Genomic DNA, 16,276 nt, shown 5'->3' on the forward strand with positions numbered 1-16,276 from the left:
TCCTCCCTCGCCTGTCCCGTCGGATCCAACCTGTCCGTTCCGCACCGGTGGGAAACAGCGGGCGGAACAGAGGGCGGATCGGCCGGGTTTCAGCGGTGGGCGGACGGGGGCCCGTCCCAGAGGGCGGTGCTGTGGGCGCCGACGAGGGCGCCGACGCGGCCGAGGAACTCCTCGGCGGGGCAGGGCTCCAGACGGCGGCCGTCCCGCAGGCGCACCGCCACCAGGCCGTCCGCGGCCTCCTTGGGGCCGATCACGACCTGGTAGGGCACGAGGCGGGCCTCCCGGATCCGTGCTCCCAGGCTGCCGCGTTCGGGCCCGGCGGTCCCGGCCCGCAGTCCGAGTCCTTCGCAACGCCGCGCGAGCGCCTCGGCGTCCGGCCGCTCGCCGTCGGAGACGGGAAGGATCACCAGTTGGGTGGGGGCGAGCCAGGCGGGGAAGGCGCCGCCGTGCTGTTCGACGAGGTGGGCGACCGCGCGTTCGACGCTGCCGATGACGGCGCGGTGCACCATGACGGGGCGGTGCTTGGCCCCGTCCGGGCCGGTGTAGTGCAGGCCGAACCGCTCCGGCTGGTGGAGGTCGACCTGGACGGTGGAGAGGGTGGACTCCCGCCCGGCGCTGTCGGCGACCTGGACGTCGATCTTGGGGCCGTAGAACGCGGCCTCGCCCTCGGCCGCCTCGTAGGCCACCCCGGAGCGGTCCAGGACGTCGGTCAGCAGGGCGATGGAGCGCTGCCAAAGCTCCGGCGCGGCCACGTACTTGCCGTCGGCGCCCGGCAGGGAGAGACGGTAGCGGGCCGGGACGATGCCGAGCGCCCGGTACGCGCGGCGGATCATCTCCAGCGCGCCCCGCGCCTCCTCGGCGACCTGGTCCAGGGTGCAGAAGATATGGGCGTCGTTGAGCTGGATGGCCCGGACGCGGGTCAGCCCGCCGAGCACGCCGGACAGTTCGGCGCGGTACATGCCGCCCAGTTCGGCCATCCGCAGGGGCAGCTCGCGGTAACTGCGGTGACGGGAGCGGTAGATCACCGCGTGGTGCGGGCACAGACTGGGCCGCAGGACGACCTGTTCGCCGCCGCCCAGGTCCATGGGCGGGTACATGTCGTCGCTGTAGTGCGACCAGTGCCCGGAGATCTCGTACAGCTCCCGTTTGCCGAGCACCGGCGAGTACACGTGCCGGTATCCGGCGCGCCGTTCCTCGCCGCGGATGTACTCCTCCAGGGCGTGACGTACGGCGGCCCCGTCGGGGAGCCAGTAGGGCAGTCCCGCGCCGATGAGCGGGTCGGTGTCGAACAGGTCGAGCTCGCGGCCGAGTTGTCGGTGGTCGTGCACGGTGGTCTCCTCGTCTGCGGTGCGGGCGAGGACGCCGTGACGAAAGCCCCGGGGCGCTCGCCCCGGGGCTTCGGACTCATCTCATGGGTCAGCGCGCCGGGACACTCTCCGGCGTCGTCGTCACAGCGGCGCGCTTGGTCATGGCGGCGACCGTAGCAGAGATCCGGTGGACTCCTCACCGCCTTTTGCCGGTGACTCAGGTCTCCTCCTCCATGACGCTGGCGCAGTCGTCGCAGACCCTGTCGGCGTGCTCCGACGGGTACCACGGCGACCCCGGTTGCCCCGAGGGCTGCCACGAGGCCCGGGCCATGGCGAAGGTGTCCCGGCCGCAGACGGTGCGCGGGCCCGGCGAGGAAGGGGCACCGGGGGCGCCGGGGGCCGCGTGCACCCGGCGCACCGGGGTCCTGGTCCCGCCGCCGGGTCCGGTGCCGGCCGTGCCCGCCGACGGGTCGAGCTCGTACACCACGATGATCTCCATGCACCGACCGTAGTCCGCGGGCGGGCGTGCGGGCGGGAGCCGACCCCGAGGTGGTGTCGGGGGAACACCGGGTCCGGGATCAGGGGGACGCCGGGGACGGATGGGGGCCGTTCCCGGATGGCGGGCCGGACCCTCGCCGGAATCATGATCAACATGACCTCGACATTCCTGTCCCGCCGGGCCCTCGTGGGCACCGCACTGACCGCCGCCCTGTTCGCGGGCGCCGCGGCCCCCGCCTCCTTCGCCGCCACCGCACCGCCCACGACCACGACAACGGCTCCCTCCCTCCCCCCGCTCGACCCGGCGGCCCTGCGCGCGGCCATCTCCGACCTGGACCACCCGCAGGCGACCGGCGCGCAGCTGCGGGTCGGCGGCTCGGCGGGACACTGGTACGGCACGGCGGGCGTGGCGGACCGGAGGACGGGCGCGCCGATCCGGCAGGACGACGCCTTCCGGGCGGGCAGCATCACCAAGGTCTTCGTGGCCACCGTGGTGCTGCAGCTGTCGGCCGAGGGCCGGGTGGACCTGGACAGGCCCGTCCAGGACTATCTGCCCGAGCTGCGCGCCAAGGGGTACGCCCCGATCAAGGTCTCCCAGCTCCTCGACCACACGAGCGGTCTGCCGAGCGAGAACGGTCCGGAGAAGAACACCCCGGAGCAGATCCTCCAGCACCGCTACGACCGGTGGACGCCCAGGACGATCCTGGCCACGCTGCCCGACCGCACGATGAAGTTCACGCCGGGCACGAAGCAGGAGTACCGGGGCATCAACTACGTCCTGGCGTCCATGCTGATCGAGAAGGTGACGGGCAAGCCGTACGGCAAGGCGATCGGCGAGCGCGTCCTGCGCCCGCTGGGCCTGCGCCACACCTCCTTCCCCGGCGACGACCCGAGGATCCACGGTCCGCACGTCCACGGCTACCAGGCGATGTCGGACGGGACGCTGAAGGACGCGACGGAGTACAACCAGTCCGAGGCGTGGGGCGAGGGCGAACTGATCTCCACGACCGGCGACCTGGAGCGCTTCATCACGGCCCTGTTCACCCCCGGCAGGCTGCTGCCGAAGGCGGCGCTGGAGAAGATGTTCACGACTCCCGGCGACGACGTGCGGATGACGAACGGCTCTCCGGCCTCCTACGGCATGGGCCTGCAGAAGGTCACGGTGAACGGCGTGACCATGTGGGGCAAGACGGGCGAGCGGTACGGCTACAACTCGGCGGTGACCGCGACCAAGGACCTGCGGCGCACGGTGGCGTACTCCTGGAACCCCACGCACCGGGACGACAGCCAGGGGCGGATGATCCTGCGCATCGCGAACGCGGTCACGAAGCCGGCGGCACACCGGTAGGCCCGGGCGGCGCGTGGGGGCTTGGCCGTCCCCTCCGGTCAAGCCCCCACGCCTGCAAAGGCGTTCAGCCCGCCATGGTCTTCCGCATGACGAGGTCGTACGTCGCCCGCAAGGACGTCGCCTCGCCCAGGTCCGCCTCCGTGAGCTGGACGCCGTACTGCTCCTCCAGGGCGATCTGCATCTCCAGGGCCAGCAGGGAGTCGACGCCGAGGTCCTCGACATAGCGGGCGTCGTCCGTGACCTCCTCGGGGTCGAGTTCGAGGACCTCGGCGATGGTGGTGCGCAGGTGCTCGAGGTCGACGGTGGTGCTGTTGGTGTTCATGGCGAGCAACTCCTAGAGGTTGTCTACGTGTTGTCGGGGAGTCGGCGGGGGTGGGCCAGTGTCACGGCGCAGGCGCCGTCGGGACTGCCGGTGGCCAGGAGGCGGGGGTGGCCGGGGCGGGAGAGCGTGCGGGCGAGGTGGAGCACCGGGAGGAGGGTTCCCGCGGCGGCCGGGGCGGTGTCGGTGGGGATGCCCAGGTCGTCGCGCAGGTGACGGGCCAGGGTCGCGGCCACGGGGGACGCGTCGGCGATCACGAGGGCGGCCTCGGGCGTCGGGGCGTCCTTAAGGAGGCGGATCAGCGTCTCCTCCAGCTGCGGCTCGGCGGCCGGGAGGGAGAAGGTGACGGTGCGGCACGTGCCGTAGTGGTCGGCGCGGGACCGCGAGCGGGGCTGGAGCACGAACACCGCCGCCCCCGCCTCGGAGTCGGCGTGGGCCGGGTGGTGCGCGGGGAGGGCCGCCTCCGTCGAGCCGGCCAGCAGGAGCGTGGAGCGGCCGGCGGCGACCGCGCGCGAGCCGGCGAGCAGGCTCTCCAGGCCCGCCGTGCGCGGTGAGGTGAGGGTGAGGTTCCAGCCCTTGACGCCGTGGTCCATGGCGACGCGGCCCGCGAGGGTGTTGATGGAGAAGTACGGGGCGGTCGCCGGGCTGAGCCGCTCGGCGCCCGGGCCGGTGACGGTCTCGTCCATGGCGTCGATGAGGGCGGCGATCCCGCTGTTGGTGCCGAGGGCCATGCCGCGCTCCGTCTCGGGCACCCCGGCGAACGGGTCGCCCGCGTCCGCGACGGCCCGGCGCGTGGCGGCGAGCAGGTAACGGCACGACGGGGGAACGTACTTGTAGCCGCGGGCGCCCAGCTCGGCCGCGACGTCGAACCACGCGTCGTCGGCCCCGGCGGCGCCGTCCAGGACGAGGGCGGCCGGGTCGCAGCCGCGGGGCGAGACGACACCGATGCCGGTCACCACCAGATCGATCACGTTCATATCGATCGCCGTCACGGCGTCCGCCCTTCCAGGACCAGCGACACGTTGTTCCCTCCGAACGCGAAGGCATTGACCATCACATGACGGCCCATCAGGGGCTCCGGGCCGTCCTGCGGCAGATGGACCGGGCACTTGGGGTCCTGGTCGGCGCCGAGCGGCACATTGGGCGGCACCGTGCCGCGGTCCAGGACGAGGGCCGCCGTGACGGCGCCGAGCGCGCCCGCGGCTCCCGCCGTGTGGCCGATCAGCGCCTTGAGGCTGTACAGCGGCAGGCGGGCGAGCCGTTCGCCGAAGACGGCGCCGAGGGCCTCGCTCTCGACGACGTCGTTCAGCCGGGTGCCCGTGCCGTGCGGCACGACGCACCCCACCGACTCCGCCGGCGCCCCGGCGTCCGCGAGCGCCTCCGTCATGGCCCGCCGGATCTGGACGCCGTCCGGGTCGGGCGCGGTCAGGTGATGCGCGTCGCAGCTCCAGCCGCAGCCGGCCAGCGTCGCGTAGGGGCGCCGCGCGCCGCGCCGCCGGGCGTGGCCGGCCGACTCCAGGACGAGGACGGCGGCGCCCTCGCCGAAGACGGTGCCCACGCGGTCGCGGTGGAACGGGCGGCAGGCGTACGGGTCGACGGCCCGCATGCGGTTGAAGCAGCCGAGCGCGACCCGGCTGTACGCCTCCGCTCCCCCGGCCACGACGACGTCCGCCTCCCCGGAGCGGATCATGTCGGCCGCGATCCCGAGCCCGAACCCGCCGGCCGAACAGGCGTTGCTGACGCACGTCGCACCACCGCCCGCGCCCAGGTCCGCGGCGACCAGCGAGGCGACCGTGAACGCCGGGGCGTCCGTCCGGCCGGGGTCCAGCGGCCGCTCCCAGAGGTCGGCGTTGCCGCCGCCGGTGCCCATCACCACGGCGCTGCGCGCCCGGTGCGCGGCGTCGAGCCCCGCGTCGGCGACCGCCTCCCGCGCGGCCGTCAGGGCCAGCCGCGTGGTCCGGCCCTCGGGGCCCTCCTCGGCGGGAGCCAGGTGGATCAGTGGCAACGGCATCCGGGCGCCGGGGTCGGGCGCCCGCTGCGGGGGGCTGTCGGGCGGGGCGCACAGGGTCCGCCACATGGCCTCCGCTCCCGTTCCGAGGCCGGACACGGCCCCTACTCCGGTGATCAGGACCTGCGTCATCCGTCTCCCTCCGATTCGCCCTTCGATACGCCGTCGTACGGTGCGGCGGCGGTGAGCAGGACGGCCGACGCCGCGTCGTCCGCGGCGCCGCCGCCCGCCACGGCGAGCGCGGTGGGCGGGACGCCGTCCGGCGTCCCGGCGTCGAACCAGGCGGTGGCGGCCAGGCATTGGAGCACCCCGAAGGCGCCGGAGGCCGGCGGGAGGGTGCGGCCGAGGTCGTGGACGACGGCGGGCGGGGGCGGTGCGGCGGCGTCCGCGCCGGACTCCGGCGGCAGCCACAGCCCGGGCCCGGCTCCGCCCGCCGCCCTCGCCGCCGCCCCGGCGGCCGCCGCCCCGTCCCGCCGCCGCGCGTAACCCGCCACCACCGCCCGGGCGCGGCGCCCCCGTGCGGCGGCGGTCGCCGCGCGCTCCAGGACGAGCGCGGCCGCGCCGTCGAACGCCCCGTCCCCTCCGGCCGGTTGACGGACCGCACCGTCGGCGGGCTCCACGCCCACGACGAGCACGTACCGCGCCCGTCCCGCCGCCAGGGCCAGATCCGCCCAGCCGACCGCGTCCAGCCCGGACGTGGCGCCGTTGCAGAGCATCAGGTTGATGCCGCGCAGACCGAAGCGGATGGCGACGTTGGAGGCGGTGGCGTTGCTGCACGCGTTGGGGAGGTCCACGGCGCGCAGGGCGGCGGGGCCGTCGCGGTCGAGGGCCGCGGCGACGCGGCGGACGGTGTCCAGGGTGGCGAGGTTGGAGCTGACGACGGTGCCGACGTCCGTCCCGGGCACCGTCAGCGCGCCGTCGGCCAGCAGTCCCGCGTCGGCCAGGGCGGCCTCCGCCGCCGCGACGGCGAGCCGCGTCGCACGGTCCTTGAAGCGCAACGCGCGGTCGTCGTGGGGATGTTGCACCGTACCGGTGCCGGTGACGACCGTCATGCCGCCCTCCCCAGGACCGCGACGGCGTTGACCCCGCCGAAGCCGAACGAATTCACCTGGGCGTACACCGGATCGGCCGACTCCCCGACGCTGAAGCGCAGTCCTTCCGCCGCCGCGATGGGCTTGTCGAGTCCGACGACGGGAGGCACCCGCCCGCTGCGCAGGCACTCGACCGCCAGCACCGTGTTGAGCAGCCCCGAGCACCCGGAGGTGTGCCCGGTCATCCCCTCGACCGCGGCGATCAGCGGGCCGCCGCCCTCCCGGCCGAAGACCCGGCCCAACGCCTCTGCCTCGGCACGGTCGTTGTGGGGCGATCCGGTGCCCTGGGCGTGGACGAGGCCGATGTCGGCGGCCGTGACGCCGGCGCCTGCGTGGGCCCGGCGCTGGGCGGCGACGAGCCCGTCCGCGGACGGCGCGGTGACGTGGCCCGCGTCGCAGTGCAGCCCGACGGAGCGCAGCACCGCGCGGGCCGGGCCCGCCCCCGGGCGGCGCAGGACGAGGGCGGCGGCCCCGTCGCCGAGCAACTGGCCGCCGCTGTCGCGGTCGAAGGGGCGGACCTCGCGCGGGGCTGCGGGCTGGGCGCGGTCGAGCAGGGCGTACATGCTGGCGGTGACGGTGTCGACGCCGGCGACCACCACGGTGTCCGCGCGCCGGGCGGCGAGGAGGTCGGCGCCGAGGGCGAGCGCGTAGAGGGAGGCGGAGCACGCGCCGCCGAAGGTGTGGGTGTCGCAGGCTCCGAAGCGTGCGCGCAGGGCGGCGCCGAAGTGCGGCTCGGACGGGCGGTTCTGCTCGGCCCCGCGCAGGTCGCGCAGGGCGCTGCCGACGAGCACGGGCACGTCGGAGAGGTCCTCGGACAGTCCCGCCCCGGCGAGGGCCTCGGCGACGGCCGCGCAGAGCCAGGCCGCCGGCCGCCGCGGGCGGCCGGTGATCTCGTACCCGTGCCGGGTGCGGAGCCGGGAGGTGTCGAAGGAGCGTACGGTGCGCGGTGCGCCGCGTCCGGCGCACAGGGCGGTGAAGAGCTCGGTGGTCCCGGCACCGGCGCCGGTGACGACGCCGGTGCCGGTGACGGTCCAGCCGGTCACGGCCTCGTTCATCCCTTCCGCCAGGAGGCCGCCACCTGATCGGCGAGGCCGCGGAGGGTGGGCGGGTCGTCGAACGAGGTGGTGAGGGCCAGGTCCAGGGCGGTGCCGAGGGTGGCGACGATGTCGATGAGGATGAGGGAGTCGGCGCCGAGGTGGAAGAGGTTGTCGTCCGCGCCGGGGAGCCGCCCGTCCTCGGGTTCGAGGAGGCGGGCGGCCAGCGGGCGCAGGAACTCCTGGAGGATCGCGCTGCGTTCGGCCGGGCCCGCCTGCTCGACGCGGCGGCGCAGGTCGTCGGGGGCGTCCGTGGCGGTGCGCCGGGACGGGGGCTCGATCCAGTGGCGCCGCGGCTCGTACGGATAGGTGGGCAGGGGGACCCGGCGCCGTCGGCCGGGCCCGTACCAGTGCTCCCAGCGGACGTCGGCGCCGTGGGTCCAGGCCCGGGCGAAGACGTTCAGCAGGACCTCGGTGGCGCTGCCGTCGGCGGGGTCGAGGACGAGGGGGACCAGCCCCTCCTCCTTCAACAGGGCTTCCGCCCGCGCCCGGTCGGCCTCCCCCGTCGCGGGCCGGGTCCAGGTCCCGGGGTCGGCCGCTTCGCCGGGCCGCAGCCAGCGCGTGCCGGGGCTCACGGGGACCTCCGGAGCGGCGCACGCCGGGACGACGGGGCGTCCGGCGCTCAGGGCCAGCGCGTCGTCGGGCCCGAGCACCCCTGCCAGGCAGCCGGCGACGGTCCGTCCCGTGCCCCAGCCGACGAGCGCGGCGGGCCGTACGCCCCAGGCGCGGCACACGCGGGCCAGGGCGTAGGGCACGACGAACGCGGCGAGGCGGCGGTCGGCGAGTACGGCGGCGGGGTCGGTGCCGAGCGTCCCCGCGCAGGTGTCCACGATGTCCCGGAAGTCGCCGAGTCCGTCGTACAGTTCGACGGCTCCGGCCGTGCGGGAGGCGTCGGGCAGGACGAGGGCGAAGCCGTCCGGTTCCTGGTCGCCGCGCCCGGTCCAGACCCGGCCGGGGTCGAGGATGGCCAGGGAGAGCGCGGCGTCGCGGGTGCCGGTGCAGACGACGGCCCGCCGGTGGAGGTGGTGGCGGCGGCCGGCGGCCAGGGTGTGGGTCACCGCGTCGAGGTCCAGTCCGGGGCGGCGGCGCAGATGGCGGGCCAGGTCGCCGGTGGCGCGGGCGAGGGCCCCGGGGGTACGGGCGGACACCAGCAGCGGCTCGGCCGGGCGCGGCACCGGAGCGGGCCCGGCGGCGGGCGGCTCCTCCAGGACGACATGGGCGTTGGTGCCGCCGACGCCGAACGAGCTGACGCCGGCCCGCCGGGGTCCGTCCCTGTCCGGCCAGGGCACGGTCTCCGTGCCGACCCGGAAGGGGCCCGCGGCGAAGTCGATGTCCGGGTTGGGGGTGCGGAAGTGGAGGCTGGGCACGAAGGTGCGGTGGCGGAGCATCAGCGCCGTCTTGATCAGTCCGGCCATGCCGGCGGCGGCGTCGAGGTGCCCGATGTTGGTCTTGACGGAGCCCAGGAGGGTGCGGCCCGCTCCGGTGGGGCCGAACGCCCGGTTGAGGGCGGCGACTTCGACGGGGTCGCCGAGCGGGGTCCCGGTGCCGTGGGCCTCGACGTAGCCGATCGTCTCCGGCGGGCAGCCGGCGACGCGCTGGGCCTCGCGGACGGTGGCGGCCTGGCGTTCGACGCCGGGCGCGGTGAAACCGGTCTTGGCGGAGCCGTCGTTGGTGACCGCCGTGCCCTTGACGACGGCGTGCACGGTGTCGCCGTCGGCCAGCGCGTCGTCGAGCCGCTTGAGGACGACGACGCCGACGCCGCTGCCGAGCACGGTGCCGCGCGCTCCGGCGTCGAAGGCCCGGCAGTGCCCGTCCGGCGAGAAGATCATCCCTTCCTGGTACAGGTACCCCTCGTCCTGCGGCAGACGCAGATGCACCGCGCCGGCGAGGGCCGTGCCGCACTCCCCCGCGAGCAGGCTCAGGCAGGCCAGGTGGACGGCGACCAGCGAGGTGGAGCAGGCGGTGCCGACGGTGACGCCCGGGCCGCGCAGGTCGAGCTTGTAGCAGACGCGGGTGGCCAGGTAGTCCTTGTCGTTGGCGAGCATCAGGCGGTAGCGGCCGAGGGTGGAGCCGGCGGCGTACCGGTCGGCGAGGTTGCCGGGCAGATAGGTGTTCATGCCGGCGCCGGCGAAGACGCCGATCTCGCCGGGGTGGGTACCGGGGTCGTAGCCGGCGTCCTCCAGGGCGGCGAGCGCGCACTGGAGGAAGTGCCGGTGCTGGGGGTCGAGGAGTTCGGCCTCGTCCTCGGGGATCTGGAAGTGGGCGGCGTCGAACAGCTCGACGCCGTCGATGGCCTGGGCGGCCCGGACGAACCCGGGGCGGGCCAGCTCGGCCGGGTCGGCGCCGGCGGCCAGCAGTTCGCCCTCGGTGGGGAAGCGCACGCTCTCCCGGCCCTCGCGCAGGAGGTCCCAGAAGGCCTCCACGGTGGGGGCGCCGGGGAACCGGCAGGCCATTCCGATGATCGCCACATCGCAGTCCGTCATGTCTCCGCCCCAGTGCTCCGCAGGGTGATGCCGAGGTCCGCAGCGGTCTTCCGCATGGCGAGGAATCCCTGCGCGACGAAGCGCGCCGCGTCCTCGGTGGCGTCCAACCGCTGGAAGAGTCCGATGAGTTCGCGTTCCTGCGCGGCGGGGTCGCCGCGGTTGCCCGCGATGTCGAGGACGACCTTCTTCAGCCGCTCCTCGATCAGCGGGAGGTCGGCCGCGCGCGGGAAGGTGATGCTGAAGGTGGACCGGGAGTGGTTCTCGTCGCGCCGCACCGAACGCCGGTGGCTGGCCGCGTTCAGCTTGTAGAACATGCAGTCCCAGTTGGCGAAGGAGTAGTAGTTGAGCAGCGGGAAGAGGGTGCAGTGGGTCTCCAGCGGGGACGAGGTGTACAGCCCCTTCGCCTTGAGCTCGGCCACGATGCGGTCCGGGTCGTAGGCGTAGCGCATGGCGATGAACGGGAAGACGATGCGGGGCAGTTGCTCCTCGTCGGCGAAGAGCAGCTCCTCCAGCACGCCCCCGAACAGCTCCCCGGTCAGCTCCCGTCCGAAGGTCCGGTAGAAGCCCCGGACCACCTCGCGCACGTCCGATTCCATGGTGAGGATCTGCTGGGGGTCGGCGCACAGCACGATGTAGGGGATGCGGTGGCGGAAGGCGTAGAGGATGGCCCGGATGACGAAGAAGGAGCGGCACGAGACGCAGGGCAGCTTCTCGTCCAGGTACTTGCCGGGTTTGGCGGGGGTCCGGTTGAAGACCTCCCGCATCATGGCCTTGATGTTGTCGTCGTCGGAGTCGACGACGAAGGTGGCGGGGATCCGCTCCCTGGCCAGCTTGATGTTCTCGGCGGCGTGCGCGCTCTCGAAGGGGACGTCGAAGGTGTAGGAGAGGACGCGTTTGCCGTATTCTCCGGCGAACTTGTCCAGCATGTAGGTGCTGTCCTTGCCGCCGCTGTACATGAAGAGGCAGTCGTGGTCGCCGTGCGGGTTGGGGCCGCTGCGGGTGAACTCCTCGAAGACCCGGCTGGTGTAGGCGAAGTTCTCCATCAGCTCGCCGGCGAAGTCCAGGGTGCACAGGCTGCAGACGCCGTCGTCGCCGATGGTGATCCCGGGGTGGTTCTCCTTGAGGGCGCAGACGGTGCACGCGCGCATGGCCGTTCTCCCTTCCCCGTCCTGGTGGCGGGTGTCGGTGGTTCAGTCGTGGCGTCGCCGGCGCAGCTCGCCCAGCGCGGTGCGCCCGCCCGTGCGGCGGGCGGGTTCCGGCGGGCCCGGACGGGGGGCGTCGGGCGGTGCGAGGCGGCGGGCCAGTGAGCGGACGGTGGGGTACATGAACATCTCCACGCGGGTCAGGGGCTGCCGGGTGCGGTCCCGCAGCCGGGCCATGACGCGCATCAGCAGCAGGGAGTCGCCGCCCACCTCGAAGAAGTTGTCCTCGACGCCGACGTGGTCCAGGCGCAGCACCTCGCGCCAGACCTCGGCGACGAACCGTTCGGAGCGGTCGGGCGGCCGGGCGTCGGCGGTGGGCCGGGGCGGTACGGGGGCGGGCAGGGCGGCGCGGTCGGTCTTGCCGTTGGCGGTGAGCGGGATGCGGTCCAGCGTCACGAAGACCGAGGGGATCATGTAGCCGGGCAGGCCGCCGGCCAGATGGGCGCGGAGCTCCCCGGCCGTGGGCGGGGTGCCGTGCGGGACGACGTAGCCGACGAGCCGTTCGTCGCGCAGGGCGACGACGGCGCGGTCCACCGCGGGGTGGGCGCGCAGGGCCGCCTCGACCTCGCCGGTCTCGACGCGATGGCCGCGGATCTTGATCTGTCCGTCGGCCCGGCCGAGGAACTCCAGGTGTCCGTCGGGGCGTTGGCGGACGATGTCGCCGGTGCGGTAGACGGTTCCGGGGTCCTGGGGCACGGTCACGAACCGTTCGGCCGTCAGCTCCGGCCGGTCGAGGTAGCCGGCGGCCACGCCCGCCCCGCCGATGTACAGCTCGCCGGGCACGCCGGGCGGCAGCGGGCGCCGGTCCCCGTCCAGGACGTGGAAGCGGGTGTTGGCGATGGGCGGACCGATCAACGGCCGTCCGTCGGGCGGCACTTCGGTGACGGCGGACCAGATGGTGGTCTCGGTGGGCCCGTAGAGGTTCCACAGCCGGCCGCCCCGGGCGAGCAGGTCCCGGGCGAGGTCCGGGGGCAGCGCCTCGCCGCCGCAGAGCATCCGCAGCGGGGCGTCCTGCGGCTGCCCCCGCCAGCCGGCGTCGATCAGCATGCGCCAGGTGGCGGGCGTGGCCTGCAGGACGGTGGGGCGGGAGCCCTCCAGGAGGGTGCGCAGCCGGAAGCCGTCGGCCGCCGTCCCGGCCGGGGCGATCTCGACCTGTCCGCCGGTGGCCAGCGGGACGTAGAGCTCCAGGCCGGCGATGTCGAAGCAGAGGGTGGTGACGGCGAGCAGCCGGTCGCCGGTGGTGAAGCCGGGCGTCCGGGCCATCGCGCACACGAAGTTGGCCAGGGCCCGGTGGCCGACGCGGACTCCCTTGGGGCGGCCGGTGGAGCCCGAGGTGAAGATGACGTACGCGTCGCCGCCGGGGTCGACGTCCGCGCCGTCCACGGGTTCGGCGGCGGCGCGCTCGCGGTCCAGGACCAGGACGTCGGTGCCCGTCGCGGGCAGCGTCCCGGCGAGGCGTTCCTCGGTGACCAGCAGGGCCGGGGCGGCGTCGGCCACCATGGCGGCGATGCGGGCGGGCGGGTAGACGGGGTCGAGCGGGACGTACGCGGCGCCGGACTTCATGACGCCGAGGAGGGCCACGAGCAGGTCGGCGGAGCGGTCGAGGTACACGCCCACCCGCTGCCCGGGCCCGGCGCCGAGGGCCCGCAGGTGTCCGGCGAACTCCGAGGATTCGCGGTCGAGTTCGCCGTAGAAGAGAGTCCGCCCGGCGCAGGTGACGGCGGGCGCGTCGGGGCGCAGCCGGGCCTGCCGGGCGACCATGCGGTGGACGGTGGTGCCGAGGGCGAGGGGGGCCGCGGTGTCGTTCCGGGCGGCCATGGCGCGCCGGGTCTCTTCGGTGCCGAGCGGGACGCGGGCCGGATCGGCGCCGGGTGCCCGGTGCAGGTCACGCAGGTAGGCGGCGGCGTAGGAGGCGGGCGGCCCGTCGGGGCCGGTCCACTTGCAGGGGCCCGCGCCCCGGGGGATGCGGATCAACAGGCCGGTGCCGGGCGGGGGTTCGGCCTCGTCGTCGAAGGTGAAGCAGACGGGGAGGGTCCGGGGGGCCGTGCGCAGCCGGGGGTGGCGGGACCACAGGTCGTACGGGATGGGCCCGCGGCCGGTCGCCTCGCGGGCGGCCTCGTCGCGCAGGGCGGCCATGCCGCGCCCGTCGAGGGCCGGTACGCGCAGCGGGATCCAGTCGGCGTAGAGGGTGTCGACGGCGGGGTGGCCGGTGTCCGGGGCCGGGCGGTGCAGCCGTACGTCCGTCCCGGGGGCGACTCCGGCCCGTACGAGGAAGGCGAGGAGCGCCGCCAGCACCCAGTGGGGGTCCTGTACGCCCTCGGGTACGGGGATGTCGGACTCCGTGAGGGCGTCGTCGCTCCGGTGGGGCAGGTCGGCGGGCTCGATCCGGCTCAACCGCCGTACCCAGTAGGCCTCGTGGGGCAGGCTCGCGGCCTCGGCGCGGCCGGCGGCCTCCAGCAGGGCGGCGCCCGGCACGGGGAGCCGGTCGCCCGGGCGCAGGCCGTGGCCGGGGGGTGCGCCACGCAGGGTCAGCCGTATGTCCCGTCCGGCCGTGGCGACGTCGACCGTACCGTCGACGGCGAGCACCGTTCCCGGGGCATGCCCAGACCGGCCGGGCAGAACGGTCAAGTCGCCGACGACAAGAGCACGTTCGCCGATGACGGCCTTGGCGGATCCGAAGGTGTTGGCGTGCGGCCCGAAGTCGCGGGCGCGCACGGCGGCGTCCAGTTCGCCGTCGGGGCGGTCCCAGCGCAGCAGGCCGCCGCCCGGCGGCCGGTCGTGGCGGCCGTGGTAGGTGCGCCGCGCGAGGTCCTGGGGGCGGCGCCGGACGCGGCCGGACGCGAGCGCGTCGGCGAGTTCGCCGAAGGCGTCGATGCCCGCCTCCAGGCACTTCACGTTGAGCGTCGCGCTGGTCTCCCCCGGCGCCACCGGCACCTCGCGGTGCACCAGGACGTCGCCGGTGTCGGCCTCCTCGGTCATCACGTGCCAGCTGACGCCGTGGACGTCCGCGCCCTCCAGGAGGGCCCAGGCGGTGGCGTGCACCCCGGCGTGCCGGGGCAGCGGGCCGTCGTGGAAGTTGACGGGCAGGCCGCGCGGCAGCTCCAGGATGCGCCGGGGCAGCATGCGCAGGTTGGCGACGCTGAAGAGGTGGTCGAACGGCTCGGCGGCGAGCCGGTCCTCCAGGTGCGGGCCGAAGGCGAGGGCGGGCAGTCCGGCCCGGACGGTCCAGTCGCGGACCCCGGGGTCGGCGGAGACCACTCCGAGGACCCGGTGGCCGCGCTCCAGGAGGAGTTCGGCGCAGGAGGCGACCATCGCGTTGCCGCCGACCAGGAAGCAGCTGAAGCACGTCATCCCGGTCATCCCAACCCCAGCCTCGTCATCGTCCGGCGCAGCGCGGTGAGCCGCTCGGTGTGGCGCTCGGGGTCGGCTCCCGGGCGGGGGTCGAGGACGTCCGCCCGGGCGCGGGCGACGACTTGGAGGTCGGTGTACTGCAACAGGCCGCCGGGGCCGTGCCGGTGGCCGGTCCCGGAGTGGCCTCGGCCCCCCATGGGCACGGCGTAGGAGACATAGGCGGTGCGGAAGCCCTCGTTGATGTTGACGGCACCGGCGGAGAGCCGGGCGGCGAGCGCGGCGGCCCGGGCCGGACTGCGGCTCCAGACGCTGGCGTTGAGGCCGTACGGGCCGTCGTTGGCGAGCGCTATGGCCTCCTCGTCGTCGCGGAAGGGACGGACGGAGACGACGGGACCGAAGGTCTCCTCGCGGTGCACGGCCATGCCGGGGGCGACCTCGGCGAGGACGGTCGGTTCGTGGAAGAGCGGGCCGACGTCGGGGCGCGGACGGCCGCCGCACAGCAGGCGGGCGCCCTTGTCGAGGGCCTCGCCGACGTGGAAGGCGACGCGGTCGAGCTGGCGCCGGGAGGTGAGCGAGCCCATGTCGGCGCCGAAGTCGAAGGCGGCGGAGAGGCGGAGGGCGGTGACGCGGTCCAGGAAGCGGGCGAGGAACCGGTCGTACAGGGAGATGTGGACGAGGATCCGCTCGGCGGCCATGCACAGCTGCCCGGCGCTGGTGAAGCAGGCCCGGACTGCGCCGGCCGCGGCACGTTCGACGTCGGCGTCGGCGAGGACCACCAGGGGGTTCTTGCCGCCGAGTTCGAGCATGCAGCCGATGATGCGGTCGGCGGCCATCCGGCCGAGGACCCGGCCCGCGGCGGTCGAGCCGGTGAAGGCCAGATGGTCGGCTCCGGCCAGCAACGCGGGCCCGACGTCGGCGGGTTCGCCCACGACGATCTGCCAGACCTCCTCCGGCAGCCCGGCCTCGGTGCACAGGGCGCGCACCCACAGGGCGGTGCAGGCGGTCTGGGTGTCGGGCTTGTGGACGACGGCGTTGCCCGCGAGCAGGGCGGGGACGACGTCGGCGACGCTGAGGCTGAGCGGGTAGTTCCAGGGGGTGATGACGGCCACGACGCCCTTGGGGTGGCGCAGTTCGCGCACCGCCGTCAGCAGCGGCAGCGCGCCGGGGCGGCGGCGCGGGGCGAGGAGCCGGGCCGCGCGGCGCGCGTAGTGGCGGCAGACCCCGGCGGCGTCCACGACCTCCTCGAAGGCGTGGACGCGGGCCTTGCCGGTCTCCCACTGGAGGAGGTCGAGGGCCTCGTGCCGGCGGTCGAGGAGCAGGTCGTGCACGCGGCCGAGGACGCGGGCCCGTTCGCGCACGTCCCGGGCGGCCCAGTGCCGCTGGGCTGCGCGGGCGCGCTCGTGGGCCAGGGCGACGTCGTCGGGGGTGGCGCCGGGCAGGCGGGCCGTGACGTCGAGGGTGAAGGGCGCCCGGGGGGTGAACTCCGGTCCGCTCGCGGTCAGTTGTCCGGCCAGCCGGGCGGTCGTGGCGGCGACCGGCGGGGCGGGCCTGGGGGTGTTCGTCAGGGGCCGCATG

General features: G+C 75.0%; 11 protein-coding genes and 1 pseudogene. 1 reads left to right on the forward strand and 11 read right to left on the reverse strand.

Annotated features, from left to right (window positions below; genetic code table 11):
• Window positions 1-89: 89 nt before the first annotated feature.
• Both thrS and AB8735_RS04540 read right to left on the reverse strand, forming a co-directional pair.
• Window positions 90-1,337: pseudogene (thrS, locus tag AB8735_RS04535) on the reverse strand (threonine--tRNA ligase); the annotation flags it as partial.
• 187 nt (window positions 1,338-1,524) lie between these two features.
• Entirely contained in the window at window positions 1,525-1,806 is a 282-nt protein-coding gene (locus tag AB8735_RS04540; RefSeq protein WP_344027308.1) for a hypothetical protein, read from the reverse strand.
• 153 nt (window positions 1,807-1,959) lie between these two features.
• On the opposite strand from AB8735_RS04540, the gene AB8735_RS04545 reads away from it, so the two are divergent.
• The gene (locus AB8735_RS04545) at window positions 1,960-3,153 is read left to right on the forward strand and encodes a serine hydrolase domain-containing protein (protein ID WP_372405527.1); all 1,194 of its coding nucleotides are present in this window, start codon (window positions 1,960-1,962) and stop codon (window positions 3,151-3,153) included.
• A 64-nt stretch (window positions 3,154-3,217) separates the two neighbouring features.
• Here AB8735_RS04545 and AB8735_RS04550 read toward each other — a convergent pair whose 3' ends face one another.
• Genes AB8735_RS04550 through AB8735_RS04590 form a run of 9 tightly spaced genes read right to left on the reverse strand, consistent with a single transcriptional unit; the run spans window position 3,218 to window position 16,275 of the window.
• The gene (locus tag AB8735_RS04550) at window positions 3,218-3,475 is read right to left on the reverse strand and encodes an acyl carrier protein (RefSeq protein ID WP_344027312.1); all 258 of its coding nucleotides are present in this window, start codon (window positions 3,473-3,475) and stop codon (window positions 3,218-3,220) included.
• Window positions 3,476-3,498: 23 nt separating this feature from the next.
• The gene (locus tag AB8735_RS04555; protein WP_372405528.1) at window positions 3,499-4,464 is read right to left on the reverse strand and encodes a beta-ketoacyl synthase N-terminal-like domain-containing protein; all 966 of its coding nucleotides are present in this window, start codon (window positions 4,462-4,464) and stop codon (window positions 3,499-3,501) included.
• Window positions 4,461-5,612 (reverse strand): beta-ketoacyl synthase N-terminal-like domain-containing protein, encoded by a 1,152-nt coding sequence (locus tag AB8735_RS04560; RefSeq protein ID WP_372405529.1) that lies wholly within the window; start codon window positions 5,610-5,612, stop codon window positions 4,461-4,463. The genes AB8735_RS04555 and AB8735_RS04560 overlap by 4 nt, the downstream gene beginning before the upstream one ends.
• Window positions 5,609-6,532, reverse strand: coding sequence for a beta-ketoacyl synthase N-terminal-like domain-containing protein (locus AB8735_RS04565; RefSeq protein ID WP_372405530.1), 924 nt, complete (start codon window positions 6,530-6,532; stop codon window positions 5,609-5,611). The genes AB8735_RS04560 and AB8735_RS04565 overlap by 4 nt, the downstream gene beginning before the upstream one ends.
• Window positions 6,529-7,626 (reverse strand): beta-ketoacyl synthase N-terminal-like domain-containing protein, encoded by a 1,098-nt coding sequence (locus tag AB8735_RS04570; protein WP_372405531.1) that lies wholly within the window; start codon window positions 7,624-7,626, stop codon window positions 6,529-6,531. The genes AB8735_RS04565 and AB8735_RS04570 overlap by 4 nt, the downstream gene beginning before the upstream one ends.
• Window positions 7,623-10,148 carry a type I polyketide synthase gene (locus AB8735_RS04575; protein WP_372405532.1) on the reverse strand — a complete coding sequence of 842 codons (2,526 nt, stop codon included), beginning with the start codon at window positions 10,146-10,148 and terminating at the stop codon, window positions 7,623-7,625. The genes AB8735_RS04570 and AB8735_RS04575 overlap by 4 nt, the downstream gene beginning before the upstream one ends.
• Window positions 10,145-11,296, reverse strand: a complete 1,152-nt coding sequence (locus AB8735_RS04580; protein WP_372405534.1) for an OzmP — start codon at window positions 11,294-11,296, stop codon at window positions 10,145-10,147. Before AB8735_RS04580 ends, AB8735_RS04575 begins: the two co-directional genes overlap by 4 nt.
• A 42-nt stretch (window positions 11,297-11,338) precedes the next feature.
• A complete protein-coding gene (locus AB8735_RS04585; protein ID WP_372405536.1) occupies window positions 11,339-14,710 on the reverse strand; it encodes an amino acid adenylation domain-containing protein in 3,372 nt (1,123 codons plus the stop codon).
• Window positions 14,707-16,275: a succinic semialdehyde dehydrogenase gene (locus tag AB8735_RS04590; protein ID WP_344032754.1), complete on the reverse strand. Its 1,569-nt coding sequence runs from the start codon at window positions 16,273-16,275 to the stop codon at window positions 14,707-14,709. The genes AB8735_RS04585 and AB8735_RS04590 overlap by 4 nt, the downstream gene beginning before the upstream one ends.
• Window position 16,276 lies beyond the last annotated feature (1 nt).

Source organism: Streptomyces luteireticuli (assembly GCF_041519305.1).
GTDB lineage: Bacteria > Actinomycetota > Actinomycetes > Streptomycetales > Streptomycetaceae > Streptomyces > Streptomyces luteireticuli.

Excerpts from the sequence above, each read along its gene's own strand:
- AB8735_RS04580 (WP_372405534.1), bottom strand. The coding sequence starts at position 11,296 with ATGCGCGCGTGCACCGTCTGCGCCCTCAAGGAGAACCACCCCGGGATC.
- AB8735_RS04585 (WP_372405536.1), bottom strand. The coding sequence starts at position 14,710 with ATGACCGGGATGACGTGCTTCAGCTGCTTCCTGGTCGGCGGCAACGCG.
- AB8735_RS04550 (WP_344027312.1), bottom strand. The coding sequence starts at position 3,475 with ATGAACACCAACAGCACCACCGTCGACCTCGAGCACCTGCGCACCACC.
- AB8735_RS04545 (WP_372405527.1), top strand. The coding sequence starts at position 1,960 with ATGACCTCGACATTCCTGTCCCGCCGGGCCCTCGTGGGCACCGCACTG.
- AB8735_RS04560 (WP_372405529.1), bottom strand. The coding sequence starts at position 5,612 with ATGACGCAGGTCCTGATCACCGGAGTAGGGGCCGTGTCCGGCCTCGGA.
- AB8735_RS04590 (WP_344032754.1), bottom strand. The coding sequence starts at position 16,275 with ATGCGGCCCCTGACGAACACCCCCAGGCCCGCCCCGCCGGTCGCCGCC.
- AB8735_RS04575 (WP_372405532.1), bottom strand. The coding sequence starts at position 10,148 with ATGACGGACTGCGATGTGGCGATCATCGGAATGGCCTGCCGGTTCCCC.
- AB8735_RS04540 (WP_344027308.1), bottom strand. The coding sequence starts at position 1,806 with ATGGAGATCATCGTGGTGTACGAGCTCGACCCGTCGGCGGGCACGGCC.
- AB8735_RS04570 (WP_372405531.1), bottom strand. The coding sequence starts at position 7,626 with ATGAACGAGGCCGTGACCGGCTGGACCGTCACCGGCACCGGCGTCGTC.
- AB8735_RS04565 (WP_372405530.1), bottom strand. The coding sequence starts at position 6,532 with ATGACGGTCGTCACCGGCACCGGTACGGTGCAACATCCCCACGACGAC.